The 25,934-nt window shown below is 65.6% G+C and carries 27 protein-coding genes and 1 tRNA gene; 17 read left to right on the top strand and 11 right to left on the bottom strand.

Going from position 1 to position 25,934, the window contains the following annotated elements:
- The first annotated feature begins 336 nt into the window (after nucleotides 1–336).
- From DU475_RS14530 to DU475_RS14510, 5 genes are all read left to right on the top strand, one after another.
- The gene (locus tag DU475_RS14530) at nucleotides 337–1,335 is read left to right on the top strand and encodes a flagellar motor protein MotA (protein WP_142881881.1); all 999 of its coding nucleotides are present in this window, start codon (nucleotides 337–339) and stop codon (nucleotides 1,333–1,335) included.
- Entirely contained in the window at nucleotides 1,335–2,360 is a 1,026-nt protein-coding gene (locus DU475_RS14525; RefSeq protein WP_047309260.1) for a peptidoglycan -binding protein, read from the top strand. Before DU475_RS14530 ends, DU475_RS14525 begins: the two co-directional genes overlap by 1 nt.
- A gap of 89 nt (nucleotides 2,361–2,449) precedes the next feature.
- Nucleotides 2,450–2,899 (top strand): GNAT family N-acetyltransferase, encoded by a 450-nt coding sequence (locus DU475_RS14520; RefSeq protein ID WP_047309259.1) that lies wholly within the window; start codon nucleotides 2,450–2,452, stop codon nucleotides 2,897–2,899.
- A gap of 37 nt (nucleotides 2,900–2,936) precedes the next feature.
- Nucleotides 2,937–3,164, top strand: coding sequence for a hypothetical protein (locus DU475_RS14515; protein ID WP_013500867.1), 228 nt, complete (start codon nucleotides 2,937–2,939; stop codon nucleotides 3,162–3,164).
- A gap of 39 nt (nucleotides 3,165–3,203) precedes the next feature.
- Nucleotides 3,204–3,452, top strand: coding sequence for a type II toxin-antitoxin system RelE/ParE family toxin (locus DU475_RS14510; protein WP_349644191.1), 249 nt, complete (start codon nucleotides 3,204–3,206; stop codon nucleotides 3,450–3,452).
- 8 nt (nucleotides 3,453–3,460) lie between these two features.
- On the opposite strand, the gene DU475_RS14505 is transcribed toward DU475_RS14510, so the two are convergent.
- Nucleotides 3,461–5,365 (bottom strand): ABC transporter transmembrane domain-containing protein, encoded by a 1,905-nt coding sequence (locus tag DU475_RS14505; protein ID WP_013500865.1) that lies wholly within the window; start codon nucleotides 5,363–5,365, stop codon nucleotides 3,461–3,463.
- Between the two features lie 198 nt (nucleotides 5,366–5,563).
- Here DU475_RS14505 and rpmE point away from each other — a divergent pair, with 198 nt between their 5' ends.
- On the top strand, nucleotides 5,564–5,791 hold the full coding sequence (rpmE, locus tag DU475_RS14500; protein WP_011156453.1) for a 50S ribosomal protein L31: 228 nt from the start codon (nucleotides 5,564–5,566) through the stop codon (nucleotides 5,789–5,791).
- Nucleotides 5,792–5,993: 202 nt separating this feature from the next.
- Here the strand turns inward: rpmE and rcdA are convergent, their stop codons facing one another.
- Together rcdA and DU475_RS14490 are read right to left on the bottom strand one after the other, a co-directional pair.
- Entirely contained in the window at nucleotides 5,994–6,503 is a 510-nt protein-coding gene (rcdA, locus tag DU475_RS14495; RefSeq protein WP_013500864.1) for a protease adaptor protein RcdA, read from the bottom strand.
- A gap of 418 nt (nucleotides 6,504–6,921) precedes the next feature.
- Nucleotides 6,922–7,113, bottom strand: a complete 192-nt coding sequence (locus DU475_RS14490) for a DUF1192 domain-containing protein (RefSeq protein ID WP_013500863.1) — start codon at nucleotides 7,111–7,113, stop codon at nucleotides 6,922–6,924.
- A 112-nt stretch (nucleotides 7,114–7,225) separates the two neighbouring features.
- Here DU475_RS14490 and DU475_RS14485 point away from each other — a divergent pair, with 112 nt between their 5' ends.
- Together DU475_RS14485 and DU475_RS14480 are read left to right on the top strand one after the other, a co-directional pair.
- Complete coding sequence (locus tag DU475_RS14485; protein ID WP_164632518.1) at nucleotides 7,226–8,224, top strand: NAD(P)H-quinone oxidoreductase; 999 nt, start codon at nucleotides 7,226–7,228, stop codon at nucleotides 8,222–8,224.
- A gap of 121 nt (nucleotides 8,225–8,345) precedes the next feature.
- Entirely contained in the window at nucleotides 8,346–11,225 is a 2,880-nt protein-coding gene (locus DU475_RS14480) for an EAL domain-containing protein (RefSeq protein WP_164632517.1), read from the top strand.
- A 190-nt stretch (nucleotides 11,226–11,415) separates the two neighbouring features.
- Here the strand turns inward: DU475_RS14480 and DU475_RS14475 are convergent, their stop codons facing one another.
- A complete protein-coding gene (locus DU475_RS14475) occupies nucleotides 11,416–12,069 on the bottom strand; it encodes a YqgE/AlgH family protein (RefSeq protein ID WP_013500860.1) in 654 nt (217 codons plus the stop codon).
- A 135-nt stretch (nucleotides 12,070–12,204) separates the two neighbouring features.
- Between DU475_RS14475 and DU475_RS14470 the strand changes: the two genes are divergently transcribed.
- Nucleotides 12,205–13,038 carry a protein-disulfide reductase DsbD domain-containing protein gene (locus DU475_RS14470; RefSeq protein WP_013500859.1) on the top strand — a complete coding sequence of 278 codons (834 nt, stop codon included), beginning with the start codon at nucleotides 12,205–12,207 and terminating at the stop codon, nucleotides 13,036–13,038.
- Nucleotides 13,039–13,052: 14 nt separating this feature from the next.
- Here the strand turns inward: DU475_RS14470 and DU475_RS14465 are convergent, their stop codons facing one another.
- Nucleotides 13,053–13,976: a LysR family transcriptional regulator gene (locus DU475_RS14465; protein ID WP_164632516.1), complete on the bottom strand. Its 924-nt coding sequence runs from the start codon at nucleotides 13,974–13,976 to the stop codon at nucleotides 13,053–13,055.
- A gap of 132 nt (nucleotides 13,977–14,108) precedes the next feature.
- Between DU475_RS14465 and DU475_RS14460 the strand changes: the two genes are divergently transcribed.
- The 3 genes from DU475_RS14460 (at nucleotide 14,109) to DU475_RS24105 (ending at nucleotide 15,871) form a co-directional block, all read left to right on the top strand.
- Nucleotides 14,109–14,807 (top strand): pirin family protein, encoded by a 699-nt coding sequence (locus DU475_RS14460; protein WP_164632515.1) that lies wholly within the window; start codon nucleotides 14,109–14,111, stop codon nucleotides 14,805–14,807.
- A 165-nt stretch (nucleotides 14,808–14,972) separates the two neighbouring features.
- Entirely contained in the window at nucleotides 14,973–15,572 is a 600-nt protein-coding gene (wrbA, locus tag DU475_RS14455) for an NAD(P)H:quinone oxidoreductase (RefSeq protein WP_012494572.1), read from the top strand.
- Between the two features lie 149 nt (nucleotides 15,573–15,721).
- A complete protein-coding gene (locus tag DU475_RS24105) occupies nucleotides 15,722–15,871 on the top strand; it encodes a hypothetical protein (protein ID WP_013500856.1) in 150 nt (49 codons plus the stop codon).
- 142 nt (nucleotides 15,872–16,013) lie between these two features.
- On the opposite strand, the gene DU475_RS14450 is transcribed toward DU475_RS24105, so the two are convergent.
- The 3 genes from DU475_RS14450 to DU475_RS14440 are packed head-to-tail and all read right to left on the bottom strand — an operon-like array spanning nucleotide 16,014 to nucleotide 19,863.
- Nucleotides 16,014–18,293 carry a xanthine dehydrogenase family protein molybdopterin-binding subunit gene (locus DU475_RS14450; protein WP_246700325.1) on the bottom strand — a complete coding sequence of 760 codons (2,280 nt, stop codon included), beginning with the start codon at nucleotides 18,291–18,293 and terminating at the stop codon, nucleotides 16,014–16,016.
- 50 nt (nucleotides 18,294–18,343) lie between these two features.
- The gene (locus DU475_RS14445; protein WP_164632513.1) at nucleotides 18,344–19,330 is read right to left on the bottom strand and encodes an FAD binding domain-containing protein; all 987 of its coding nucleotides are present in this window, start codon (nucleotides 19,328–19,330) and stop codon (nucleotides 18,344–18,346) included.
- Nucleotides 19,327–19,863, bottom strand: coding sequence for a (2Fe-2S)-binding protein (locus DU475_RS14440; RefSeq protein WP_164632512.1), 537 nt, complete (start codon nucleotides 19,861–19,863; stop codon nucleotides 19,327–19,329). Before DU475_RS14440 ends, DU475_RS14445 begins: the two co-directional genes overlap by 4 nt.
- A 228-nt stretch (nucleotides 19,864–20,091) precedes the next feature.
- Here DU475_RS14440 and DU475_RS14435 point away from each other — a divergent pair, with 228 nt between their 5' ends.
- Nucleotides 20,092–20,715 (top strand): TetR/AcrR family transcriptional regulator, encoded by a 624-nt coding sequence (locus tag DU475_RS14435; protein ID WP_164632511.1) that lies wholly within the window; start codon nucleotides 20,092–20,094, stop codon nucleotides 20,713–20,715.
- 98 nt (nucleotides 20,716–20,813) lie between these two features.
- Here DU475_RS14435 and DU475_RS14430 read toward each other — a convergent pair.
- A tRNA-Val gene (locus tag DU475_RS14430) sits at nucleotides 20,814–20,888 on the bottom strand.
- Nucleotides 20,889–20,972: 84 nt separating this feature from the next.
- Nucleotides 20,973–21,332, bottom strand: a complete 360-nt coding sequence (gene cpdR / locus DU475_RS14425; protein WP_011156442.1) for a cell cycle two-component system response regulator CpdR — start codon at nucleotides 21,330–21,332, stop codon at nucleotides 20,973–20,975.
- Between the two features lie 308 nt (nucleotides 21,333–21,640).
- On the opposite strand from cpdR, the gene DU475_RS14420 reads away from it, so the two are divergent.
- Nucleotides 21,641–22,528 carry an N-formylglutamate amidohydrolase gene (locus DU475_RS14420; protein WP_164632510.1) on the top strand — a complete coding sequence of 296 codons (888 nt, stop codon included), beginning with the start codon at nucleotides 21,641–21,643 and terminating at the stop codon, nucleotides 22,526–22,528.
- A 571-nt stretch (nucleotides 22,529–23,099) separates the two neighbouring features.
- On the top strand, nucleotides 23,100–23,882 hold the full coding sequence (hisN, locus tag DU475_RS14415) for a histidinol-phosphatase (protein ID WP_013500849.1): 783 nt from the start codon (nucleotides 23,100–23,102) through the stop codon (nucleotides 23,880–23,882).
- Nucleotides 23,883–23,897: 15 nt separating this feature from the next.
- On the opposite strand, the gene DU475_RS14410 is transcribed toward hisN, so the two are convergent.
- On the bottom strand, nucleotides 23,898–24,482 hold the full coding sequence (locus DU475_RS14410) for a TetR/AcrR family transcriptional regulator (protein ID WP_164632509.1): 585 nt from the start codon (nucleotides 24,480–24,482) through the stop codon (nucleotides 23,898–23,900).
- Nucleotides 24,483–24,544: 62 nt separating this feature from the next.
- Here DU475_RS14410 and DU475_RS14405 point away from each other — a divergent pair, with 62 nt between their 5' ends.
- Together DU475_RS14405 and DU475_RS14400 are read left to right on the top strand one after the other, a co-directional pair.
- Nucleotides 24,545–24,976 carry a VOC family protein gene (locus tag DU475_RS14405; RefSeq protein ID WP_047309247.1) on the top strand — a complete coding sequence of 144 codons (432 nt, stop codon included), beginning with the start codon at nucleotides 24,545–24,547 and terminating at the stop codon, nucleotides 24,974–24,976.
- A gap of 32 nt (nucleotides 24,977–25,008) precedes the next feature.
- Complete coding sequence (locus tag DU475_RS14400) at nucleotides 25,009–25,776, top strand: sulfite exporter TauE/SafE family protein (RefSeq protein WP_164632508.1); 768 nt, start codon at nucleotides 25,009–25,011, stop codon at nucleotides 25,774–25,776.
- Nucleotides 25,777–25,934: the final 158 nt, after the last annotated feature.

Here is a 25,934-nt window from a genome sequence, read left to right as displayed (position 1 = left end):
TGAGCGTCTCGTGGGCTCGGAGTTGTGTATAAGAGACAGGTGTCGACCCAGCCGGAATTGCCGGTGCGCTGCTGCACCACCCAGGCGCCCGCCATCAGCACCGCCAGCGCCACCGCGATTCCCGCCAGCGCTCCGAGATACACACCTGTCATCATCCACCCGTCGTTCGACTGCCATGCTGAACCGGCAGATACGTCTTGGCCGCGTCGACGTTTCGGATTCGAGTTCCTCGGCCCACGCGGACGCGGATAACCGCCGCGGCGGCTTCCTTCCGGGCCGCGCTGTGCCATATTGGGTGAAACAGCCGCTTCCGGCAAACCGGAGACAGAACCGACGATGGCTTCAGGCCCTTCCCCGCACCGCGCGATGGAGATCGAACTCGACAAGCTGTCGTCGCCGCGAATCTTCCTGGTGCGGATGCTGGTGTTCCTGGTGCTGTGCGCGCTGATCGTGGTGGTGCTGTACAAGCAGATCCTGGCCGCGTTCATGGCCAATCCGGGCCTCAACGGCCTGATCTGCGCGGTGCTGGTGATCGGCATCGTGCTGGCCTTCCGCCAGGTGGTCCGGCTGTATCCCGAGGTCAGTTGGGTCAACAATTTCCGCCTCAACGATCCCGGGCTGGCGCTCGACCGAAGGCCGAGCCTGCTGGCGCCGATGGCGGCGATCCTCGGCGGCGAACGTTCGGGACGGATCGCGATCTCGCCGCAGACGATGCGGCACCTGCTCGACTCGATCGCGACACGGCTCGACGAGGCCCGCGACATCTCTCGCTACATGACCGGGCTCTTGGTGTTCCTCGGCCTGCTCGGCACGTTCTGGGGCCTGATCGAAACCGTCGGCTCGATCGGCGCGGTGATCGGCAGCCTGAAGGTCACCGGCGATGCCGGCTCACTGTTCGACACGCTGAAGGAGGGGCTCGCCGCGCCGCTCGGCGGCATGGGGATTTCGTTCTCGTCGTCACTGTTCGGTCTCGCCGGATCGCTGATCCTCGGCTTTCTCGACCTGCAATCCAGCCAGGCGCAGAATCGGTTCTATACCGACCTCGAAGACTGGCTGGCCTCGGCCGTGCGCGGCCAGACGGGAGACGGCGTGCTCGCCGGCAGCGCGGATCTGCAAGCCGCGCTGGAGCGGCTCCGGCTGACGCTGGAAGACGGCGGCGCCAACCGCGCCACCACCGCCGCGATGGCCAACCTCGCCAACGCGATCCAGAGCCTGGTGGCGCATATGCGCAACGAGCAGCAGATGATCCGCGAATGGGCCGACGCCCAGGGCGAACAGAACCGCGAAATCAAGGAACTGCTGACCGAACTGGTGCGCCAGCCGGAGAAGGGCTGATGGCGCTCGCCCGTGGCCGCCGGCAGGAGTCCGGCTTCAACTACTGGCCCGGCTTCGTCGACGCGCTGTCGACGCTGATCCTCGGCATCGTGTTTCTGCTCACGGTATTTCTCGTGGTGCAGTTCTTCCTGTCGCAGGAGGTCACCGGCAAGGACAAGGCGCTGGCCGAGCTGAATGCCAGGATCGCACAGCTCAACGACATCCTGTCGCTCGAGAAGCTCGGCAAGCTCAATCTCGAAGAACAGCTCGCGCAGATGCGCGCGGGATTGTCGGCCGCCGAGAGCGAGCGCGACCGCGTCAAGGGCCTGTATGACGGCCTCGCCGGCGCCGGCAACGACGCCGCCGGCCGCGCCGGCGAACTGAACAAGGCACTGGATTCGGAGAAGCAGATCTCGTCGCGCGCGCTGGCGCAGGTCGAGGTGCTGAACCAGCAGATCGCCGCGCTGCGCCGCCAGCTCGCCGCGCTGGAAGACGCGCTCGACGCATCCGAAAAGCGCGGCAAGGAGTCCCAGAGCAGAATCGCGGACCTCGGCCAGCGCCTGAACGTCGCGCTGGCGCAGCGGGTGCAGGAGCTGTCGCGCTACCGCTCGGAGTTCTTCGGCCGGCTGCGCGCCATCCTCGGCGACCGGCCCGACATCCGCATCGTCGGCGATCGCTTCGTCTTCCAGTCCGAAGTATTCTTCGATACCGGTCAGGCGCTGCTGCTGCCGGAAGGCCGTGCCGAGCTCGACAAGGTCGCCGACGCGCTGAAGGAGCTCGACAAGCAAATCCCGGCCGAGCTGCCCTGGGTGGTGCGTGTCGACGGCCACACCGACAGGCGGCCGATCACCGGTGCGTTCAGGTCGAACTGGGAGCTGTCGAGCGCCCGCGCCATCTCGGTGGTGCAATATCTGATGTCGCGCGGCGTGCCGGCGCAGCGCCTGGTCGCCGCCGGCTTCGCCGAATTCCAGCCACTCGACACCGCCGACACCGAAGACGCCTACAGGCGCAACCGCCGGATCGAACTGAAGCTGACGGAGCGGTGAGCTTGGGCGGCAAATATCCTCTCCGTCGTCATTCCGGGATGCGCTGCGCCAGAAGCACAGGCCCGGAATGACGGTTCATGGTACGTGCGATGACATCACACAACTTCACCCTCCGCCCCTACACTGCCGCCGACGAAAATCCCGCGATCGCGCTGTGGCTGCGGACCTGGCAGCTCGCCTACCCGGCGATCGACTTCACCAAGCGGGTCGATTGGTGGCGCGAGCGCTGGCGCACCGAGCTGGTGCCGCAGGCCGCGATCATCGTCGCCGAACAGAGCGCCGCGCTCATCGGCTTCGTCACCATCGACGCGGCCGGCTATCTCGACCAGCTCGTGGTTGAGCCGGAACATTGGGGCTGGGGTGTCGCTGAGGCGCTGGTCGATGAGGCCAAGCGCCGTTCGCCGACCGAGGTCACGCTCAAGGTCAACGCCGACAACTACCGCGCCATCAAGTTCTACCGCCGCAACGGCTTCGCGGTGACCGGCGAGGAGCTCAACAGCTCCGGCCGGCCGGTGCTGAACATGCTGTGGCGTCCCTGAGCTTCCGCAAGCTGCCGAGAATTGCTAGTCTCAGGCGATGACCAAGCTGCTCGATCAGGCGCTGGAAGTGGCCCGCAGTCTTCCTGCCGAACTGCAGGACGATATTGCGCGGGTGGTGCTGCAGCTCACCGGCGACGATAACGTCGTTGTCGAGCTGTCGGACGACGAGCGCGCCGCAATCGAACGCTCGAAAGCCGCGGCCAAGCGCGGAGCCTTCGCTTCCGATGAAGATGTCCGCATGCTTTGGACCAAGTACGACCTGTGAAGGTCCGGTTCACCGAGCCGGCCCGCCGATCTCAGTGCCATCCTCGCCTATATTGCCGAACAATCGCCGCACGGCGCAAAGCGTGTCCAAGTGCGAATTCGAAGCGCAATCGAATTGCTTCGCACGTATCCGAGAGTGGGCACGCGGACAGACGACGCAGCGGTCAGGCGTCTGGTCACGACGCCCTATCCGTATCTGATCTTCTCCGAGGTCGGCGCAGACGAGATCACCATCCACGCTGTCCGTCATGCCGCGCGAGATCCGAACCTACCCAGCCGTTCGGAGTAAACGCGAACCTACGCCGCCTCGAACTGCAGCTTGGCGAGGCGGGCGTAGAGACCGCCGCGGGCGACGAGTTGGGCGTGGGTGCCCTGCTCGACGATCCGGCCGTGTTCCATCACCACGATGCGGTCGCAAGACAGCACGGTGGCGAGGCGGTGGGCAATCACCAGCGTGGTGCGATGACGCATCAACTGCTGCAACGCAGTCTGCACCAGCACCTCGCTTTCGGCATCGAGCGACGAGGTCGCCTCGTCGAGCAGCAGCAGCGGCGCGTCGCGCAGGATGGCGCGGGCGATGGCAATGCGCTGACGCTGGCCGCCCGACAACGTTACGCCGCGCTCGCCTAGCTTGGTGTCGAAGCCTTCCGGCAGGCGCGAGATGAATTCGGTGGCATGGGCCTGCTGCGCCGCGCGCTCGACATCGAGTTCGTTGGCGTCGTCGCGGCCGAACCGGATATTGTCGCGCGCGGTCGCGGCGAACACCACCGAATCCTGCGGCACCAGCGCGATCCGCTCGCGCACCGCCTGCGGATCGGCGGTGTCGATGGCGACCCCATCGAGCGCGATCTTGCCGGATTTCGGATCGTAGAACCGCAGCAGCAGGTGGAACAGCGTACTCTTGCCGGCCCCGGAAGGTCCGACAATCGCCACCTTCTCGCCGGCCTTGATAGTCAGCGACAGGCCGTCCAGCGCCAGGAAGTCCGGACGAGTCGGATAGGAGAAGCTGACATTGTCGAAAACCACCTCGCCGCGCACCGGCATCGGCAGTGCCTTGGGCTGCGCCGGGGCTGCGATCTCCGGCTTCACCCGCAAAATCTCGAACAGCCGTTCGGCTGCGCCGGAGGCCGCCGAAACTTCGCCCCACACCTCGCTGAGCTGACCGAGGCTGGAGGCGGCAAACACCGCGTACAGGATGAACTGGCCGAGCCTGCCGGGGGTGATGGCGCCGGTGGCGACGTCGTGAGAACCGACCCACAGGATCGCCACCACGCTGGCGAACACGATGAAGATGATGATCGCGGTGAGTAGGGCCCGCGCCGCGGTCGATCGACGCGCCGCATCGTAAGAGTATTCGACAGCGCCGCCGAACCGGGCATTGGCGACCCGCTCGTTGGTATAGGCCTGCACCGTGCGGATCGCCCCGACCAGTTCGGCCGCGTAGGCCGAGGCATCGGCCAGCGTATCCTGCGCGTTGCGCGACAGCCGGCGGACCCAGCGCCCGAACGCCACCAGCGGAATCACGATCAGCGGAATCGCCGCCAGCACGAAGCCGGACAGCCGCGGGCTCGAGATCACCATCATCGAGATCGCGCCGGCGAACAGCAGCATGTTGCGCAGTGCGATCGACACCGAGGCGCCGACCGCCGATTTGATCTGGGTGGTGTCGGCGGTGAGCCGCGAGATCAATTCGCCGCTGCGGGCGGAATCGAAGAACGCCGGCGACAATGCGGTGAGATGCCGGAACACGTCGCGGCGGACGTCGGCGACGATCCGCTCGCCGATCGTCATCACCAGATAGTAGCGGGCGGCGCTGGCGACCGCGAGCACTGCAACGACGCCGAGCATCACGGTGAAGTAACTGTTGATCAACTCGATGCCTTCGGCGCTGAAACCAAAGTCGATCAGCCTGCGAACCGCGATCGGCACCATCAGCGTAGTGACCGCGGCGACGATCAGCGCCATCAGGGCGAGCATCGCGCGACCGCGATAGCGGACCACGTAGGGCGCCAGGGCCAGCAGCGGCTTCAACCGGCTGCGCTTGACGACTGCCGCCACCTCCTCGACCTGGCTGGGGTCGGCGTCCGCCCGCAACGTGCCGGTGCGCGGACCGACGTTCTCAGTCGCCGCGATCGCGTCCAGCGACAGACTGATCGCCGAGGCGTCGGAGTTGGAGCTCTGCGGTTTGTTCGGTGCCGTCATTCGGAACTGCCAAATCGATGGAAAACGCTTCAGGCGGCATCACATAGGCCGCAATCGACGCGGCTTGCAAATCCGGGACACCCCGGTCACCGGATCGTGTGCTGCGCCTTGTGCACGCGGCGCGGCTGGGATATAGAGCCCGGCAAATTCGCCCGAAATCATCGCGATGCAGGCGCCGGCGAGCGCAAGGGATCACCCATGAAGACCGAAATTCACCCGGACTATCATACCATTACCGTCGTCATGACTGACGGAACCGAGTACCAGACGCGGTCGACCTGGGGCAAGGAAGGCGACAAGCTGAACCTCGACATCGACCCGAAGTCGCATCCGGCCTGGACCGGCGGCACTCAGCAGGTGCTCGACCGCGGCGGCCGCGTGTCGCGCTTCCAGAAGAAGTTCTCGGGCTTCCTCAAGAAGGATTGAGCCGGCGCCGGCCTTTCGCCGGCTGCTCGCCGCTTCTTCGAGACCCAATACGACAAACGCTCCGCTCGCGCGGGGCGTTTTGCGTTGGCGTATCAAATGGTTGCAAGCATCGGCGACACTTGGGGACAACCCGCCCCCAAAATGCCAATGGCCGGGACGAACCCGGCCACAGCCACTTCGATTCCGACCGGGGGCCGAGACCTCAGTTCTCGAACGCAGCCTTCAGCATATTGAGCTGCGGCACCAGCGGATTGCCGACCGCAACCGGCTCCGGCGGTGTGTGCATGCTGGAGTCCAGCCGGCGGATCCGGCTCTGCAGGTTCATCGACCGCGCGATCAGCGACTGCAACTGTTCCGGCAACCGCTCGAGCACGTCCGGCGCGCCGGGGTCAGCGGCCGACAGCTTGACCTTGGTCTTTTCGCGGTTGGCCTGAATCAGCGTCATCTCGCCTTCCTTCACCGCCCGGTGCAGCAACAGCCAGGAGGCGAGCTGCATCAAACGGGTGGTCAACCGCATGCTCTCGGTGGCATAGGTCAGACTGACCGCTCGATCGAGCAGCTTGGCTTCGGCGCGCCCCTCGCCGTCGAGATAGGCGGCGGTCTCCTCGACCAGATCCATGCCTTCCCGAAACAGAGCGGTGAACGCAGCCGAACTGGTCAGCCGCTCGCTGAGCACCACCAAGGCGGATTCGCCCTGCGCGACATCGGACATGATCAACGCCTCACACTACCGGGTACTTTGCCGGGTCGCGAAGCTGCGCACCGACTTATGATGAACAAATCATTACGCCGCCTTCGCACGGAGTCCAGCGGACCCGCGCGCAAAGGTTAACGCAGCTTCAGACACAGCATTGTGGCGGTCAATGACCAAAGCGTGACGCCGGCACTGCGGACTATACCGAGGCCAAAAAAGAGCCGCCGTTTCCGGCGGCTTTTAAGTTGATAACAGGGAGGCGTCAAAACAGAGTGGACAGGAGCCACTCGGTCCAAAGATGGACATCCACAGTAATAGGCGGGAAAGCTTAATCGCGCGTAAATGAGTGAATTTGTTTACGCTCGATTTGCCATGACAGCGCCCTTGCGACCGTCCCAGAACGAGACAGGCGCACGGCCTGCTATCAACTTTTCGTTTACGATCTGAAGATGCGATCCGCAGCCTCGCGTGTCGCGCGCTTCATCGTCAGCGCGGTTTCCAGCCGGGCAATCTCGGCTTTCAGCAAAGCGATCCGCGCGTCGAGTTCCTCCACCGACAACAGCGACAAATCCTGTCCGATCTCGTGGCTGGTCTTGGTTCTCGGCTTGTCCTCGTCATCGATCGCCATCTGGTCCTCGCCCGTTCGTGATCCGCTGCGGTTGCCAGCCGAGCTCCGGCTGTCTAATCAACCCGTGTTCCGGCAGATGACACCCACCCGCTCCGCCAGCCAAGGAAAAACCATGGAACCGATCCCTTCGCAAATGACCGTGGTCGGCATCAGCAAGCCGGGCGGCCCCGAGGTTCTGAAACCGGAAACGCGGGACGTGCCGGCTCCGGGCAAGGGGGAACTTCTCGTCAAGGTCGCGGCCGCGGGCGTGAACCGTCCCGACGTGGCACAGCGCTCGGGCTCCTATCCGCCGCCGCCCGGCGCCAGCGACCTTCCTGGGCTGGAGATCGCCGGCACCGTGGTGGCGCTCGGAGACGGTGCCAGCCGGCACAAGCTCGGCGACAAGGTGATGTCGCTGGTGGCCGGCGGCGGCTATGCCGAATACTGCATCGCCCAGGACGCCCAGGCCATCAGGGTGCCGGCGGCCTATTCGATGATCGAAGCCGGCGCCACGCCCGAGACGCTGATGACGGTGTGGCACAACGTGTTCGAGCGCGGCCGGCTGGTATCCGGCGAAACGCTGCTGGTGCACGGCGGCTCGTCGGGGATCGGTACGATGGCGATCCAACTGGCGGTCGCGCGCGGCGCTACTGTGATCACAACGGTCGGCTCGCAAGACAAGGCCGATGCCTGTGTGAAGCTCGGCGCCAGCCGTGCCATCAACTACAAGACCGAGGACTTCGTCGCCGCGGTGAAGGAAGCGACCGGCGGCAAAGGCGCCGATGTGACCCTCGACATGGTCGGCGGCGATTACATCGAACGCAACTACGACGCCGCCGCGATCGACGGCCGCGTCGTGCAGATCGCGTTTCTCGGCGGCGCCAAGGCCAACGTCAACTTCGCCAAGCTGATGACCAAACGGCTGCAGCACACCGGCTCGACGCTGCGGCCGCGCTCCAACGCCGACAAGGCCGCAATGGTCGCGGCGATCGAAGCCGAGGTGATGCCGCTGCTCGACCAGGGCCGGATCAAGCCGTTGATCGACGGCACCTTCGAGCTACGCGACGCCGCCGATGCCCACCGGCGGATGGAAACCAGCCAACATATTGGCAAAATTGTGTTGACCGTGTGAGTGGGGCGAGCCCGAGGCTTGCTGTAAAGTCTATGTTTTCACTCGCTTTCATGTCATCTATCGGTCGCTCACGGTGCGCGGGGCCGCGCCGTTCGGACTGGTGTGAACGCGGAGAACCGACTTGCGTCTGATCCGATGCCTCGCGCTGCTGGCGCTGGGCGTGATGATGATTGCGGCTGCCCCGCAGGCACACGCGCTCGATGCCGTCAGCGTCCGCAGCGACGCGCCGGCAATCGATCTCACCGGGGTGCTGGAGCATCTGCACAGCGACAACGACCGGATTCAGATCTCGACCGCTCCCGGCAACGACGGCATCGTCCGCCGCGTCGAGGTGCGCGCCCGCGAGGGCGGCCAGAACTGGGTGGTGTTCGCGCTCGCCAACAACACCGACGATCAGCTCGACCGTCTGATCGTGGCGCCGCACTACCGGATGGTCGGCTCCGGCCTTTTGTGGCCAGATCTCGGCATGTCGCGCATCGCCACCATTACGCCGTCGACCGGCGACCGCCCGGAGCGGCAGGAAAGCCCGACCGCCGACACCTTCCGCATCACGCTCGATCCCGGCTCGGTGATCACCTTCGTGGCCGAGCTGCGCACCGACAAGTTGCCGCAGCTCTATTTGTGGGAGCCGGAGGCCTACAAGGACAAGGTCAACTCGTTCACGCTGTACCAGGGCATCGTGATCGGCATTTCCGGCCTGTTGGCGCTGGTGCTGACCATCCTGTTCGTGGTCAAGGGCAGCATCATGTTCCCCGCCGCGGCGGCGCTGGCATGGGCTGTGCTGGTCTATATCGGGATTGATTTCGGCTTCTGGGGCAAGGTGCTGGACATGTCGTCCGGTGCAGAGCGAGTGTGGCGCGCCTCCGGCGAGGCGATCCTGGCCGCGACGCTGCTGGTGTTCCTGTTCGCCTATCTCAATCTCAGTCGCTGGCACGTGCGCTACTCGCACATCACGCTGGGCTGGCTCGCCTTCCTCGGCTCGCTGGTGGCGCTGGCGCTGTTCGATCCCGCGGTCGCGTCCGGCATCGCGCGAATTTCGCTGGTGCTGATCGCATTCGCCGGCTTCGCTCTGATCGTCTACCTGTCGACCCACGGCTTCGACCGCGCCGTGTTGCTGATCCCGACCTGGTTTCTGCTGGTGGTGTGGGTGGTGGCCTCGGGCATGGCGGTGGCCGGCGCCGTCACCAACGACATCGTCGGCCCGGCGCTGCTCGGCGGCCTGGTGCTGATCGTGATGCTGATCGGCTTCACCGTGATGCAGCACGCATTCTCGGGCGGCGGCGCCACCGGCGGGGTGATCTCCGACGTCGAGCGCCGCGCGCTGGCTCTGATCGGCTCCGGCGATCTGATCTGGGACTGGGACGTCTCGGCCGACAAGGTGTTCACCAGTCCCGAGACCGAGGCCCTGCTCGGCCTCAAGCGCGGCGCGCTGGAAGGCTCGGCGGCGAGCTGGCTCGAAGTGCTGCACCCGCTCGACCAGGATCGCTTCCGCGCCGCGCTCGACAGCGTGCTCGACCAGCGTCGCGGCCGGCTGACCCAGGACTTCCGGCTGCGAACCCCGGACGGCCACTTCATGTGGTTCTCGCTGAAGGCGCGCCCGGTTGTCGGCACCGACGGCGAAGTCACCCGGGTGGTCGGTACGCTGACCGACGTCACCGATATCAAGAACGCCGAAGAGCGGATGCTGCACGACAGCGTGCACGACAACCTCACCGGCCTGCCCAACCGCAAGCTGTTCATCGACCGTCTCGGCGCGGTGGCGAATTTCGCCAAGACCATGCCGACGCTGCGGCCGACCCTGATGGTGATCGACCTCGACCGCTTCAAGCAGGTCAACGACTCGGTCGGCATCGCGGTCGGCGATTCCATTCTGCTGACGCTGGCGCGCCGGCTCAGCCGCATCCTCAAGCCGCAGGACACGCTGGCACGGATCGCCGGAGATCAGTTCGGGCTGATCCTGCTGTCCGAGCAGGATCCGGCCAAGATCACCGCCTTCGCCGAGACCATCCGCAAGACCATCAAGGCGCCGATCGCGTTCAATGACCGCGAGATCTTCCTCACCGCCTCGATCGGCCTCGCACTGTCCGACCCGCAGACCCAGCTCTCCGACGAGATCATCAAGGACGCCGAGCTGGCGATGTATCACTCCAAGCGGATCGGCGGCGACCGCATCGACGTTTACAAGCCGGCGATGCGGGCGCGTAAATCCGACCGGCTGACGCTGGAATCCGAATTGCGCCGCGCGATCGAGCGCAAGGAAATCACCATCCTGTACCAGCCGATCGTGCGGCTGGAAGATCGTTCGATCGCCGGCTTCGAGGCGCTGGCGCGCTGGGATCATCCCAAGCTCGGCCGGATGTCGCCAAGCGAGTTCATCTCGATCGCCGAGGAAATCGGACTGATCGTCGAACTCGGCACTTTCGTGCTCGACCAGACCGCCAAGCAGCTCTCGATCTGGCAGCGCGCGATGCGCGCGCGAGAGCCGATTTTCGCCTCGGTCAACGTGTCGTCCCGGCAGCTCCTGCGCCACGATCTGCTGCACGACATTCGCACCGTGACGTCGCGCTCGTCGGTGGCGCGCGGCACGCTGAAGCTCGAACTCACCGAGTCGCTGGTGATGGAGAATCCGGAGCACGCCGCCCAGATGCTGCAGCGAATCCGCGAACTCGGCATCGGGCTGTCGCTCGACGATTTCGGCACCGGCCATTCGTCGCTGAGCTACCTGCAGCGCTTCCCGTTCGACACCATCAAGATCGATCAGTCGTTCGTCCGCACCACCAGCCGCGGCACCCGCCCGGTGATCCTGAAGTCGATCATCGCGCTGGCGCACGACCTCGGCATGGACGTGGTGGCGGAAGGCGCCGAAACCGATTCGGATGCGGTGGAGCTGTATCAGCTCGGCTGCGAATACGCCCAGGGCTTCGCCTTCGGCGAACCGATGGACGTCGATGCCGCGATGAAGTTGCTCACCGAAGAGCAGCGCCTGGAAGCCGCGAGCTGAGGCGACTACGCTGTCAGCACGTGGCGCATGGCAAATGGTGGCGGCTTGTAGCCGCCGTGCCCTCCCGAAACACCCACGTCATCGCCGGTATACGCGGGCGATCCAGTACGGCTGTGAGTTCGCGATGGAGTAAGGGCGGCCCTGGACTACTGGGTCGCCCGCATGCGCGGGCAATGACGTCAGTGCTGCGCTACGCGTGCCCGGCCTCCGCGGACAGCATCCCGGGCTCGATGCCGAGCTTGTGCAGCGCGCGGTCGTATTTGTCTTCGATGTCGTCGCCGAAGACCAGGTCGGCGTCGGCATCGCAATGCAGCCAGCCGTTTTCCTGGATTTCGTTTTCGAGCTGCCCCGGCGCCCAGCCGGCATAGCCGAGCGCCAGGATGGCGTGCTTCGGGCCGGTGCCGCCAGCAATGGCCTTGAGGATGTCGACCGTGGCGGTCAGACAAATGCCGTCATCGATCGGCAATGTGGCATCCTTGATGAAGAAGTCGCTCGAATGCAGCACGAACCCGCGGCCGGTCTCGACCGGCCCGCCCCTCAGTACCTTCATGGACTCGGCGTGATCGGGCAGCTTGATCTGTTCGGGCTTCTCGACGATGTCGAGCTGCACCAGAAGCTCGGGGAAATCGATGCTGCCCGCCGGACGATTGACGATAATCCCCATGGCGCCTTCCGATGAATGCGCACAGATGTAGATCACCGAGCGCGCAAACCGCTCGTCTTCCATCACCGGCATCGCGATCAGGAGCTGGCCGTCGAGATAGCTCGGCCCATCGCCGCGCGCCTTGGTGGCGGCGGGCTTCTTGGCTGCGCCGGACTTCGGCCTTTTGGATGCAGTCTCCATCAGGGGATCCTCGCGTTGCACCGTCATCCTGATATCGGGTGCCGATCCTGTCAATCAATCTCGGGACGCCGAATACCTACCGTTTCACCGTCAATTCAGTGGCTCCGCCGCTCCACAAACTCTAGATACGCCAAGATGACCACAATCGTTCCGTCACGTGCCGTCCTGTTTGCCGCTGCCGTCGTCGCAGCCACCGCTTGCGGCGCGCGCGCCGACGATGTGTCGCCCTGGATCAGCGAACAGTACTCTGCGGTTCGGCTGCTGGCCGGATCGCGCAGCGGTGCCGTGCTGCTCGGTGGGATCGCTTTCCAGTTGCAGCCGGGCTGGAAAACGTATTGGCGCACCCCAGGCGATTCCGGTGTGCCGCCGCGGTTCGACTTCTCCAAATCCGAGAATGTGGAGGCAGTGACGATCCTGTGGCCGGCACCGCAAGCGTTTCCCGACGGCGCGGGGGGGACTTCGCTCGGTTACAAAGGCCAGGTGGTGCTGCCGTTGCGTATCGTGACCAAGCATGCCGACAAGCCGGTGACACTGCGCGCCACGGTGGACTACGCGGTCTGCGACAAATTGTGCATTCCGGTGGTGGCGAATCCTGAACTCGAATTTGCCAGCGTCGCATCGACCCAAGACGGCGCGCTCGCTGCGGCGCTCGATACCGTCCCGGTGCCGGCCAATATCGGCGATGCCAATCCGGTCGCGATCCGCGACGTGGTGCGCAAAGGCGACAAGGAGGTCGAGGTCGATGTCGTCGCTCCGGCCGCTGCGCAGGTCAGCCTGTTCGTCGAAGGCCCGACTCCGGAATGGGCACTGCCGGTGCCGAAGGAAATCAAGGGAACGGCACCGGGCGTGCGCCGCTTCGGCTTCGCGCTCGAGGGGCTGCCGTCCGGCGCTCAGGCCTCCGGCGCCGTGCTGAAATTCACGCTGGTCGGCCCCGACAAGGCCTACGAGGTGAACGTCACACTGGAATAACGCGGACGCGCGGGTCAGCGCCCGCTCCGCCGCATGCGACCCAAGCGGCCAAGCCGATCGGCCAGAAAGTCCGACAGCACCTCGACCCGCGCCGGCCGCGGCCCGCCCGGCGGCGTCACCAGATGCACCGCGCCCTCGCGCTGGTGCCAGCCGGCCAGGATCACTTCGACCTCGCCGGCCGCAATCGCGTCGCCGACGATGAACTCCGGCAGGTCGGCAATGCCGAGCCCCGCGATCACCGCCGGCAGCAGCGCCTCGCCGTTGTTGACGCGCAGCGGACCGCCCGGCCGCACCGCGACCTGATCGCCGGCGTCGTTGCTGTAGTGCCAGGTGTTCGGCGTCGACAGATAGGCGTAGCCGAGGCAGCGGTGCTGGGCGAGATGCATCGGATGCGTCGGCCTGCCGTGCGCCTGCAGATAGGATTTCGACGCCACCGTATAGCGCGGCATCGCACACAGACGGCGCGCCACCAGCGAGGAATCCGGCAGCGAGGCGATCCGGACACCGGCGTCGAAGCCGTCGCCGATCAGATCGACCATCGCGTCCGACAGATGCAGGTCGATCGACACGTCCGGATACGCGGTCAGAAACTCCGGCAACAGCGGCGCGATCACCTTGACGCCAAACGTCATCGGCACCGCCAGCCGCACCAGCCCGCGCGGCGCCGCGGATTGCGCCAGCGCTTCGGCCTCGGCGGCCTCGCCGTCGGCGAGCAACTGCGCGGCGCGCTCGGCGAGCCGGTGGCCGGCATCGGTCAACGCCAGCCGGCGTGAGGTGCGATTGAACAGACGCGCTCCCAGCCGGTTTTCCAGCCGCGTCACCGCTTTCGATACGGTGGCTTTCGACAATCCGAATTCGGTTGCGGCTGCCGCGAACGAACGCAGCTCCACCACCTTGGCGAAGATCGCCAGCGCTTCGAAGTCCGGCAGCTTGGTCACGATACCACCTTAGCTCAATTTCAGAAACAATGAGTTTCGATCATTTCTATTTATGAAACATTTGATCGTCCTTATTCAACAGCCAACGCAAGTCACTGGCGCCAACCCGGCGCCCGACATGAGGAGGCTTCAATGATTGAACTCCGTCCCTTCGACCGGCTCGGCGGTGCCGACCATGGCTGGCTCAAGGCCAGGCATCACTTCTCCTTCGCCAGCTATTACGACCCCAACAACATGGGCCACGGCGCCCTGCGGGTCTGGAACGACGATGAGATCGCCCCCGACACCGGCTTTCCGCCGCATCCGCATCGCGACATGGAGATCATCACCTATGTGCGCGACGGCGCCATCACCCATCAGGACTCGCTCGGCAACAAGGGCCGCACCGAGGCCGGCGACGTTCAGGTGATGAGTGCGGGGTCCGGCGTGCGGCACTCCGAGTACAACCTCGAACCGGAGACCACCCGGATCTTCCAGATCTGGATCGAGCCGACGCAGGGCGGCGGCCAGCCGACCTGGGGCTCCAAGCCGTTTCCGAAGGCCGACCGTTCCGGCAAGCTCGTCACCATCGCGTCTGGCTTTGCGTCCGACACCGACGCGCTGCCGATCCGTGCCGACGCGCGGGTGCTGGCGACGACGCTGAAGGCCGGCGAGATCGCCACCTACGAGGCCGACAAGGCGCGGCACCTCTATCTGGTCCCGGCGGTCGGCAGCGTCGAGGTCAATGGCGTCAAAGTCGAGGCCCGCGACGGCGCCGCGATCCGCGACGAGGCCAAGATCACCATCACGGCGCTCGCAGACGCCGAGCTGGTGCTGGTCGACGCGGCGTGAGTCATTAGCGCGCCAACCACCACCGTCATGGCCGGGCTCGACCCGGCCATCCATCCCCTTCACCTCGACTCTTCCGAAGACGGATGGATGCGCGGGTCAAGCCCGCGCATGACCACCAACCAACGACACACTCCCACCCCATCACCAACCAAACGGAGACACCCCATGGCGAAGGTTCTGGTTCTTTACTACTCGGCTTACGGTCACATCGAAGCGATGGCCAACGCGGTCGCCGAAGGCGCGCGTGAGGCCGGCGCTCAGGTCGACATCAAGCGCGTGCCCGAGCTGGTGCCGCCGGACGTCGCCAAGGCCTCGCACTACAAGCTCGATCAAGCCGCGCCGGTCGCGACCATCGAAGACCTCGCCAATTACGACGCGATCGTCATCGGCACCGGCACCCGGTTCGGCCGCATGGCGTCGCAGATGTCCAACTTCCTGGATCAGGCCGGCGGCCTGTGGGCGCGCGGCGCGCTGAACGGCAAGGTCGGCGGCGCCTTCACCTCGACCGCGACCCAGCACGGCGGCCAGGAGACCACGCTGTTTTCGATCATCACCAACCTGCTGCACTTCGGCATGGTGGTGGTCGGCCTCAACTACGGCTTCGGCGACCAGATGCGGCTGGACCAGGTCACCGGCGGTGCCCCCTATGGCGCCACCACCATCACCGGCGGCGACGGCTCGCGCCAGCCGAGCGAGACCGAACTTGCCGGCGCCCGCTACCAGGGCAAAACCATCGCCGAAACCGCCATCAAGCTGCACGGCTGATCGGACGGCGGGGCGCCAGGACCGCGCCCCGCCACCATCCGGCCAGTTTTAATGCAGATGCATGTATCGCATGCCTGCTGCGCTGCAACGGGGCTACTGCGCCCGCTGCTTCGACCCCATCTCGACGTTGCTAGTGGGGAGACGACGACATGCTCGAGATGGTGTTCATGCTTCAATTGGCGCGCAGCCCGCTGCAGGCGATGGCCAAGCGTCTAGTTTGCAGGAGCCTCAGCATCGCGACCTATGGCAAGCGGCAGTGCCGAAGCTGCACCGGCGCCACACCGTCCGACGAAGAGTAATCCGTCAGGCCGCCGCCATCCAGAAAGCCGCTGACGGCTGCGTCACGCGGGATTGTCGCTCCCTCCCCTCAGCCTTCAGCAAGAGACGACCTAACCGGAGCGAGACGAACAGGCCGCAAGCATTGCTGCGGCCCGCGCTCTCTCACATCAGCTTGTCGAGCGTCAGTGGCAGATCGCGAACACGCCTGCCGGTGGCGTTGAACACGGCGTTGGCAACCGCCGCGCCGACGCCGGTGATACCGATCTCGCCGATGCCACGGGCACCCATCGGGGCGCGCGGATCGGGGATGTTGGTCCACATCACATCGATCTCCGGGACGTCGAGATGCACGGGGACGTGATACTCGGCCAGACTCGGATTCATGATCCGGCCGTTGCGCTCGTCGAACTGCGTCTCCTCCATCAGCGCCAGGCCGAGGCCCATGATGATGCCGCCACGGAACTGACTCGCCGCGGTCTTCGGATTGAGGATGCGGCCGCAATCGTAAGATCCGAGGAAGCGCCGGACGCGGGTCTCGCCGGTGACGCTGCTCACACCGACTTCGCAGAACAGCGCGCCAAACGAGTGCATCGACCAGTGCATGGTTTCGAGCGGCGCCGACGCGCTGCCTTCCGCGGACACGTGATCGCGGCCCGACCGGGTGAGGATCGACACGTAGCTCTCATGCCGCGACGTGTCGTCGAGCTTGGCGAGACCGCCATTCACGGTGCCGACTTCCTCGGCGCTGAGGCCCGCGAGCGGCGAGTCGTTGCCGGCGAGCTTGAGCAGTTCCTTGATCAGCACGTGATGCGCGGCGATCACCGAGGCGCCGATCGATGCGGTCTGCTGCGAGCCGCCGGCCAGCACCACGCCGGGGAACGTCGAGTCGCCATAGGCAAATGTCACCTGATCGCGCGACAGACCAAGCCGTTCGGCCACCACCTGCGTATGCGCGGTCGCGGTGCCCATGCCCATTTCATGCGCGGCGATCTCGACCGTGGCGCTGCCGTCGCGGGTCAGGGTGATCCGCGCCGCACCACCCGGCATGCGATGATACGGATAGGTCGCGGTGGCGCAGCCCATGCCGACCAGCCACTCGCCATCGCGCATGCTGGCGGCGGTCGGATTACGCTGCGACCAGCCGAACCGTTCGGCGCCGGCCCGCCACGCCTCGGCGATATGCCGCGACGAGAACGGCGTGCCCTTCAGCGGATCTTCCGTCGGCTGATTGAGGATGCGCAGCTCGACCGGGTCGATACCGAGCGCCACCGCCATCTCGTCGATCGCCGATTCCATCGCGAAGGTCCCGACCGACTCGCCCGGCGCCCGCATGAAGGTGTTGGCCAGCATGTCGAGATGCACGGTCTGGACATCGAGCTTGATGTTCGGCGAGGCGTAACTGCTCATCGTCGGCAGGATGAAGGGTTCGGGAAACGCGTTCTGTCGCGACGTCGGGGCTACGCCGGTGTGGATCAGCGCAACGAAGCGACCATCCGGCTCGGCGCCGATCGCGAAGCGCTGTTCGGTGAGCGTCCGGCCGCCGATCATCCGGTACGCGCCCTCGCGCGACAGCGCGATCCGCACCGGCCGGCCGGCGAGCTTGGAAGCCGCCGCGCCCAGCACCTGATGCTGCCACAGACATTTGCCGCCGAAGCCGCCGCCGACGAATGGCGAAGTGACGTGGACCTGCTGCTCGGCAATGCCGAACACATCCCCGAGCGACCATGCGGTGTGCTGCACCGCCTGCGAGGCATCGTGCACGATCAGTTTGTCGCCCTGCCACATCACGGTGGCGGCGTGCGGTTCGATCGCATTGTGATTGTGCCGGGGCGTCGAGTAGCGGCGATCGACGCGGACCGGAGCGTCGGCGAACGCCGCTTCGGCGTCGCCCTTCTCGGCCTTGAGCGGCTGGCCCATGAACAGGCCTGGCTCGGTGCCCTTGGCTTTGGCGGTGGCGAGACTGGTCAGCGCCGCTTCCGCCTCGTAGGTGGCGCGGATCAGCGAGACGGCGTGATCGGCCTGCTCCTGAGTTTCCGCCAGCACGACCGCGATCGGCTGGCCGTTCCAATGGATGCGATCGTCCTGCATGATCGGCAGATTGTCGCCGCCGCCGGCCTTTTCGGCGGTCATGAACAGCGGCATCGGCTTCATCCGCGGCGCGTTGCGATGAGTCATCACCAGCGCGACGCCCGGGGCGGCTTCGGCCGCAGCCGTGTCGAGCGTGGCGACCCGGCCCTTCGGCACGGTGCTGAACATCAGCGCGGCGTAGAGCATACCGTCGAGCGCGAACTCCGCGGCGAACGGCGCGGCGCCCCTCACCTTCAGCGGGCCGTCGATCCGCGGGACCAAGGCGCCGATCGAGCCGTGCTTGGCGCGGATCAAAGGATCGGGCTCGCCGCCCGGCACCCAGCTATCGGGCGCGAGCGCGACGGCTTTCTCCATCACATCCATCGCGGCGCCGCGCACGGCTTGTTTGGCTTCGTTGACGATGCTCATCGGGCATCTCCTGCAAGTTCGGCCAAAACGGCAGTGATGGTTCGTTTGGCCAGTTCGATCTTGAAGGCGTTGTCGCGCAGCGCGACCGCATCGGTGAGTTCCGCCTCGGCCGCGGCGCGGAACGTCTCCGCCGTTGCTGCCCCGCCGCGTAGCGCCTGCTCGGCCTTCAGCGCCCGCCACGGCTTGTGCGCGACGCCGCCGAGCGCGAGCCGGACGTCCTTCACCTTGCCTTCTTCGAGCTCGAGCGCGGCTGCGACCGACACCAGCGCGAACGCGTAGCTCGAGCGGTCGCGGACCTTGCGATAGGTCGAGCGCGCCGCGATCGACTGCGACGGCAGCTCGATCGCAGTGATGAGTTCGCCGGGTTGAAGCGTCGTCTCCTGATCCGGGCGGTCGCCCGGCAGGCGATGGAATTCGCCGAAAGGCATCTGGCGCTTGCCATGACCGCCTTCGACATGAACCACCGCGTCGAGCGCGGCGAGCGCCACGCACATGTCGGAGGGATGCGTCGCGACGCAGGCCTCGGACGCGCCGAGGATCGCGTGGTTGCGGTTGAAGCCGTCGATGGCGTCGCAGCCCTGGCCCGGATTGCGCTTGTTACAGCACGAGCCGGCATCGTCGTAGAAGTAAGTACAACGCGTCCGTTGCAGCAGATTGCCGCCGACCGTCGCCATGTTGCGGATCTGCGCCGAGGCGCCCGCCAGGATCGCGCGCGACAGCATCGGATAGCGCCGGCGCACGGCGGGGTGCTCCGCGAGGGCGGTGTTGCGCACCGCTGCGCCGATCAGCAGGCCGCCATCGTCGCGCTCGGTGATGTCCGGCGGCAGACCGGTGATATCGACCAGCGCGCCCGGACGCTCGATGGTCTCGCGCATCAGGTCGACCAGATTGGTGCCGCCGCCGAGAAATTTGGCCTGCGTGGCGGCGCCGAGCCGCACCGCGTCGGCGACGTCGCCGGCTCGTGCATAATCGAAGGGAGTCATTCCGCAGCCTCCGCGTAGGTGTCGCGGATCGCCGCGATGATGCCATTGTGCGCGCCGCAGCGGCACAGATTGCCGCTCATGCGTTCGCGGATTTCGTCGTCGGTCGGCGCAACATGCTCGGCCGCCAGATCGCGGGTAACGTGGCTCGGCACGCCGCGCTGCAGCTCAGTCGCCATGCCGATCGCCGAGCAGATCTGCCCGGGCGTGCAATAGCCGCACTGGAACCCGTCGTGTTCGATGAACGCTTGCTGCAGTGGATGCAATCCGTCGTCGCCGGCGAGGCCTTCGATGGTGGTGACGCTGCGGCCGGCGTTCTGCACGGCAAGCGACAGACACGACACGATGCGCTCGCCGTCGACCAGCACGGTGCAGGCCCCGCAGGCGCCTTGGTTGCAGCCCTTCTTGGTGCCATGCAGATTCAAGGTCTCACGCAGCAGGTCGAGCAGCGAGACCCGAGGATCGGCGGGGACCGGACAGTCGACTCCATTGATGCGGATCGCCGCGGCAGGCGCGGCAGTTCGATCAGCGGTCATAGGACCTCCCTGGGGACGAGATGAGAGCGCGCAAGCGGCCGTGTTCGCGCGCGCACGTTGCGCGAGACGAAGAATGCGAGACGAAAACTCGCTAACCGCGGAGCGGCTGGTTAGTTCGGAGCGTTGGTTGTTTGAGCGTTGCCGGATAGCCCGGTGGGGTTCGATATGAGATAACGAACCAGCAACTCCTTATACGGAACATCGTTCCGTTTATCAAGAGGTATTCTTGTGCCCGAAAAGCCGCCTCGACAAGGCACCTCCGCGGCCCGTGCGCCGCGCCGGGTCCGGGCGGACGCGCAGCGCAATCTGAAGACGCTGCTCGAAGCTGCCCTAGCGGTGTTCGCGACGGCGGGCGTGGATGCGCCGGTGCGGGATATCGCCGAGAAGGCCGGGGTCGGAATCGGCACGCTGTATCGGCACTTCCCGCAGCGGTCGGATCTGATCGTCGCGGTGTTTCGCAACGGCGTCGATTGCTGCGCGGATGCAGCCGCGACGCTGGCGCAGGAGTACCCGTCGGTCGAGGCGCTGTCGCGCTGGATGCAGTATTACGTCGACTTCATCGCCACCAAGCGCGGCCTGGCGGCGGCGCTTTATTCGGGTAACCCGGCCTATGACAGCCTCCCGGCCTATTTCGAACAGCGGCTGGTCCCGGCGCTGCAATCCCTGCTGGATAAGGCTGGCGCGGCCGGCGAGATCCGCCGCGACGTCGACCCGTTCGACCTGCTCAAGGCCGTTGCCCAGCTCTGCAATTCGGCGCCAGGCGGCGATCCAGAGCATACGAACCGTATGGTGGCACTGCTGATCGACGGCCTGCGCTACGGGGCGGGCAAGGAGACCCGGCCCGGCGATTGATCGCCCCTCGCCATCGACCGAATTGGAGACGATGCTTCGACGCGAGCCGACCGGATGCAGGTGAGGTAACGGGGATAGCGGAGCGATCCGCCGAGGGATGGTGGGCGCGACAGGGATCGAACCTGTGACCCCCTCGATGTCAACGAGGTGCTCTCCCGCTGAGCTACGCGCCCTCAGATCGTCTTCACGGGTGGCGTCCCTATATCGGCTCCGGGCCGGTCAGGCAAGGACACCAAAGCAGGATTTCGACGCCAATCTCAGGCGGCGAGCATCTTATTCACTTCGCTGACCAATTCCCGCAGGTGCACGGGCTTGGCCAGGACCTTGGCATTCTTCGGTGCATCCGAATCGGAATTCAGCGCCACCGCAGCGAATCCGGTGATGAACATGATCTTGATGTCGGGATCGAGTTCGGAGGCGCGGCGCGCCAGCTCGATCCCGTCCATCTCCGGCATCACGATGTCGGTCAGCAACATTTCGAACGGCTCTTCGCGAAGCCGCTGATAGGCCGACATGCCGTTGTCGAACGAGGAAACCTGGAACCCGGCGTTTTCCAACGCCTTCACCAGGAAGCGGCGCATGTCGTTGTCGTCTTCGGCGAGGAGAATCTTGTGCATGGTGATTGGAACTTCAAATCCGGGCGAGGAGAACCGATCGATCCACTTAGACCGAAGTCTGGTAAATTTCGGGTGAAATTCCCGCATCCAGCGGGAGGAGGTCCAGATAATCCTGCGCCCGATCAGATTCCGAATCAACAAACCTGCAGGCCGGCACTTTTGACGGGCTTCGGCGTTTTCGACACTGCTCCCTGGAATGATTTTGCTTGGCAGCGCCGGTCCGATTGCCGACAATACCTCTCAACAAATCACCAGACGCGCTGTCCGACAGACAGGAGAACGGCGGATTTGACGGGTGGCGGACGACGATGACCGAATTCGACGGTGAGTTCTCCCCCGCCTTCGAGATCGCCGAGCCGGCGGTCTGGCGTGCTCCGATCATTTTCAATTCGCCACATTCCGGCTCGGTCTATCCGAATGCCTTTCTGAACGCGTCGCGAATCGACCTCGAAGTGCTGCAGCGCTCCGAGGATTCGTTCATGGACGAATTGATCGGCCACCTGATCCACGACGGATTTCCGGTGGTGCGGGTGCATTTCCCGCGCTCCTATATCGACGTCAATCGCGAGCCCTACGAGCTCGACCCGCGGATGTTCAACGGCCGGCTGCCTAGCTTCGCCAACACCCGCTCGATGCGAGTGGCCGGCGGACTGGGGACCATCCCGCGCGTGGTCGGGGACGGACAGGAGATCTATCACGAGCGCCTCCCCATCGACGATGCGCTCGGCCGGATCGAGACGCTGTACAAGCCATATCATCGCGCGCTGCGCCGGCTGATCAGCCAGGCGCACCAGCAGTTCGGCTCAGTCGTTCTGGTGGATTGCCATTCGATGCCCTCGGTCGGGCTGTCGCGCGACGAGCCGAAGCGGCCGGACGTCGTGATCGGCGACCGCTACGGCACGAGCTGCGCCCCCTTGGTCGCCGCGGTCATCGAGGAAACGATGGCGGCGCGCGGTTATTCGACCGGCCGCAACAAGCCCTATGCGGGTGGCTTCATCACCGAGCACTACGGCAATCCGGGAAGCGGGCTGCACACCGTGCAGGTCGAGCTCAACCGGGCGATTTACATGGACGAGCGTCTGCGACTGCGCAGCGACCGCTTCGGTACCGTGGCCGAGGATTTCAGCCGCCTCGCCGAAGCGCTGGCGGCGATCCCGCTCGACGATCTGCGCCCATTCCAGGCCGCGGCCGAATAGCCCCTGTCGCTCCCGCCGACCGACGTCGGCGCCGGAAATCACGGCCGCAAACCAACGGCTGATTGCATTCGCAAGGCGGCCCTCCGACGGGGGCCAAAAGAAAACCGCACGACAAGAAAAAAGGGCCGCTTGCGATGGCAAGCGGCCCAAGTCTAGGGAGGAAACGCCCAAGGAGGGCAGCGATAGCGCGAGGCGCTACCGCACCGCAACAATATGCGACCGCGCCGCACAAAGCGCAAGTGTTTTCGGGCGATTCTCCATGCAAAAAACGCATGTCAGAGCACCGTCCACGCCGCGGAACTGGTCAGAATATTTGAGGTGGATCAATGAGATGGGAGCGGTCGCGACCAAAGGCCGCTCGACCTCCACGGGCGAATCCGAGCGCTCGTGTCGCACCCGGTTCCACCTCGCTACGGCCCGCCTCAAAGCTGTGAGTGCGGCTTATTATCGATGATTCAGCCTATGGACCGGGACTCGCCCGCCATAATAAAGGAGGCAGGGTTCGATCGCGCGCGGCTAAGATGAGGCCGCGATTCCATCTCCTGCCCGCAATGCTCGCAAAGGATCGCCCGTGACGGTCATCGATTTCGCCGCCTTTATCGGCCGCCTTGCGACCTCGTCGGGCGACACCATCCTGCCGTTCTTCCGCACCTCGCTGACGATCGACAACAAGCAGACCGGCCGCGATTTCGATCCTGTGACCGAGGCCGACCGAGCCGCCGAGGCGGTGATGCGGCGACTGATCAAGGCGAGCTTTCCCCAACACGGCATCATCGGCGAAGAATTCGGCAACGAGCGCGAGGACGCCGATTACGTCTGGGTGCTCGATCCGATCGACGGCACCAAATCTTTCATTGCCGGGTTCCCGGTGTGGGGAACGCTGATCGCGCTGCTGCACAAGGGCGTACCGGTGTTCGGGATGATGCACCAGCCGTTCATCGGCGAACGGTTTTCCGGCGACAACGGCTCTGCGAGCTACAAGGGCCCGTCCGGCGAGCGCAAGCTCGGCGTGCGGCGCTGCGCGGCGATCAAAGACGCTGTTCTGTTTACGACCTCGCCGCTGCTGATGAACGACGCCGACCGCGCCATCTTCGAACGCGTCCAGGCCCAGGCACGGCTGACCCGCTATGGCGGCGACTGCTATTCCTATTGCATGCTCGCCGCCGGACAGCTCGATCTTGTGATCGAGACCGAATTGAAGCCGTATGACGTCGCCGCCCTGATCCCGATCATCACCGGCGCCGGCGGCATCATCACCACCTGGGAAGGCGAACCAGCCCAGAACGGCGGCCGCATCATCGCCGCCGGCGATAAGCGCGTGCACGAAGCCGCAATGAAGATCCTGAACGGCTGAACCCCGAAGCGGCGGTCATCGCCGCAGTCCCTCGATCAGCGCCCGCAGCACGGCGAGACAGTCGCCGCGGTCGCCGCCATGGGCGATCTCCAGCGCCGCACGATCGAAAGCGGCGCCGAGCAGTTTCGCTGCGGTGTCGATCGGAATCGGAGCGATCGCGCCAGCCTCGACCGCGGCCTGAAGCCCATCCCGTAACGTCCCGACGCCGTGCCGGGCATCGATTGCGTCGGCCTCGGCGCGGCCGAGCACCGCGGGTGCGTCGATCAGCAGCAGCCGGGTGCGGCCCGGTGCGGCCATCGCGTCCAGATACGCCTCCCCACCCGAAATCAGCGCTGCGATCGACGAGCCCTCAGCCGCGCCGGCCTCGACTTCCGCCGCCACCGCGGCGGATTCGGCCTCGACGACCGCCCGAAACAGCGCCTGCTTGTCGGCGAAGTGGTGGTACAGCGCGCCGCGGGTGACGCCCGCCGCCGCGACCAGGTCGGGAGTGCTGGTGTCCGCATAGCCGCGGGCGACGAACGCCTGCCGGGCAGCGGCGATCAAGGCCGCCTGGGTGGCGCTGGACCGTTCGGGATTGGTGCGTCGCTTGGTCGCCTTCATACATACAGCCTGCATGTTTTATACATACACACTGTATCTTTTTATTGGCGAGGAGGAAAGCGATGCGACCGACCAGCTACTACCCGGTGATCATGACCTCGGACGTCGCCGGCACGGCGCAGTTCTACGCCGCGCATTTCGGCTTCCGGCCGCTGTTCGAAGCGGACTGGTACGTCCATCTGCAATCGGCCGAGGATCCCGCCGTCAACCTGGCGATCCTCGACGGCCAGCACGCGACGATCCCCGCCGGCGGCCGCGGCCGGGTGTCGGGTTTGATCCTGAACTTCGAAGTCGACGATCCGGACCGCGAGTACGAGCGGCTGCAGCGGGCCGGCCTGCCGATCCTGCTGGCGTTGCGCGACGAGGATTTCGGCCAGCGCCATTTCATCACCGCCGATCCGAACGGCGTGCTGATCGACATCATCAAGCCGATCCCGCCGAGCGCGGACTATGCGGCGCAATATGCCGACGGCGCCGCCTCCGAACAGCCATGAGCAGACTGCGGGTTGTGTGACACCGGACGAGCATGCAATTTGCTCTCGTGTCCGATCCGTTTCTCCTGATCATCGCTGCGGTCTTCGCGTTCGCCGGTTTCATCAAGGGCGTCATCGGCCTTGGCCTGCCGACAGTGTCGATCGGCCTGCTCGCGATCGCGATGCCGCCGGCCCAGGCGGTCGCCATCGTGATCGTGCCGGCGATCGTCACCAACATCTGGCAGACCTTCGTCGGCAGCTATCTGCGCGACATCCTGCGCCGGCTGTGGCCGCTGCTGCTCGGCACCGTGATCGGCATCCGCCTCGGCGCCGGGCTGATGACCGGGCCTTACGCCCGCTACGGCGCACTAGTGCTCGGCGTGCTGCTGGTGGCCTACGGGATCCTCGGCCTCAGCAAGCGCCGCTTCCACCTCGCGCCGACCCGGGAGAAATGGGTCGGCGGTCCGGTCGGTCTGATCACCGGGGTGATCTCGGCCGCGACCGGCGTCCAGGTGATTCCGTCGATGCCGTATCTCCAGGCAATCGGGATGGAGAAGGACGAGCTGGTGCAGGCGCTCGGCGTGTTCTTCACCACCGCGACGCTGGCGCTGGCCGTGAACCTCACCGATGCCGGCCTGCTGTCGACCGCCACCGCCCTGCCCGGCGTGATCGCGATGGTGGCCGCCTTCGCCGGCATGTTCGCCGGCCAGGCGGTGCGCACCCGGATGCATCCCGACACGTTCCGGCGCTGGTTCCTGTTCGCCCTGATCGGGCTCGGCATCTACCTCGCCGCCACCACGCTGGTGAAGCTGATCGGCTGACTGCCGCGGCCCCGATCAGGCGCGCGCTAGCTGTGAGCTTTCATTAGGTTGTCCATCCGGTCCGGACCGAGGATGCTGAGGTTGCGAAGCTTCAGTGTCCAAGGAGGGACCGGATGAACATTCACAAGAATGCCCGTTTGACGCCGATTGGTCGAGAG

Origin of the sequence: Rhodopseudomonas sp. WA056, from assembly GCF_010906995.1 — a bacterium.
GTDB classification, from domain to species: Bacteria; Pseudomonadota; Alphaproteobacteria; order Rhizobiales; family Xanthobacteraceae; genus Rhodopseudomonas; species Rhodopseudomonas palustris_G.
Note: the sequence above shows the minus strand (reverse complement) of the source record. Positions and strands in the feature narration are given on the sequence as shown.

Bases quoted from the DNA above. Each gene is read 5' to 3' on its own strand.
- DU475_RS14400 (WP_164632508.1), top strand. From the start codon at position 25,009: ATGCAATTTGCTCTCGTGTCCGATCCGTTTCTCCTGATCATCGCTGCG.
- DU475_RS24105 (WP_013500856.1), top strand. From the start codon at position 15,722: ATGCTCGAGATGGTGTTCATGCTTCAATTGGCGCGCAGCCCGCTGCAG.
- DU475_RS14515 (WP_013500867.1), top strand. From the start codon at position 2,937: ATGACCAAGCTGCTCGATCAGGCGCTGGAAGTGGCCCGCAGTCTTCCT.
- DU475_RS14520 (WP_047309259.1), top strand. From the start codon at position 2,450: ATGACATCACACAACTTCACCCTCCGCCCCTACACTGCCGCCGACGAA.
- rpmE (WP_011156453.1), top strand. From the start codon at position 5,564: ATGAAGACCGAAATTCACCCGGACTATCATACCATTACCGTCGTCATG.
- DU475_RS14450 (WP_246700325.1), bottom strand. From the start codon at position 18,293: ATGGAGAAAGCCGTCGCGCTCGCGCCCGATAGCTGGGTGCCGGGCGGC.
- DU475_RS14405 (WP_047309247.1), top strand. From the start codon at position 24,545: ATGCGACCGACCAGCTACTACCCGGTGATCATGACCTCGGACGTCGCC.
- DU475_RS14460 (WP_164632515.1), top strand. From the start codon at position 14,109: ATGATTGAACTCCGTCCCTTCGACCGGCTCGGCGGTGCCGACCATGGC.
- DU475_RS14440 (WP_164632512.1), bottom strand. From the start codon at position 19,863: ATGACCGCTGATCGAACTGCCGCGCCTGCCGCGGCGATCCGCATCAAT.
- DU475_RS14525 (WP_047309260.1), top strand. From the start codon at position 1,335: ATGGCGCTCGCCCGTGGCCGCCGGCAGGAGTCCGGCTTCAACTACTGG.
- DU475_RS14475 (WP_013500860.1), bottom strand. From the start codon at position 12,069: ATGGAGACTGCATCCAAAAGGCCGAAGTCCGGCGCAGCCAAGAAGCCC.
- DU475_RS14420 (WP_164632510.1), top strand. From the start codon at position 21,641: ATGACCGAATTCGACGGTGAGTTCTCCCCCGCCTTCGAGATCGCCGAG.
- DU475_RS14505 (WP_013500865.1), bottom strand. From the start codon at position 5,365: ATGACGGCACCGAACAAACCGCAGAGCTCCAACTCCGACGCCTCGGCG.
- wrbA (WP_012494572.1), top strand. From the start codon at position 14,973: ATGGCGAAGGTTCTGGTTCTTTACTACTCGGCTTACGGTCACATCGAA.
- DU475_RS14530 (WP_142881881.1), top strand. From the start codon at position 337: ATGGCTTCAGGCCCTTCCCCGCACCGCGCGATGGAGATCGAACTCGAC.
- DU475_RS14410 (WP_164632509.1), bottom strand. From the start codon at position 24,482: ATGAAGGCGACCAAGCGACGCACCAATCCCGAACGGTCCAGCGCCACC.
- cpdR (WP_011156442.1), bottom strand. From the start codon at position 21,332: ATGCACAAGATTCTCCTCGCCGAAGACGACAACGACATGCGCCGCTTC.
- DU475_RS14470 (WP_013500859.1), top strand. From the start codon at position 12,205: ATGACCACAATCGTTCCGTCACGTGCCGTCCTGTTTGCCGCTGCCGTC.
- DU475_RS14485 (WP_164632518.1), top strand. From the start codon at position 7,226: ATGGAACCGATCCCTTCGCAAATGACCGTGGTCGGCATCAGCAAGCCG.
- DU475_RS14490 (WP_013500863.1), bottom strand. From the start codon at position 7,113: ATGGCGATCGATGACGAGGACAAGCCGAGAACCAAGACCAGCCACGAG.
- DU475_RS14445 (WP_164632513.1), bottom strand. From the start codon at position 19,330: ATGACTCCCTTCGATTATGCACGAGCCGGCGACGTCGCCGACGCGGTG.
- rcdA (WP_013500864.1), bottom strand. From the start codon at position 6,503: ATGTCCGATGTCGCGCAGGGCGAATCCGCCTTGGTGGTGCTCAGCGAG.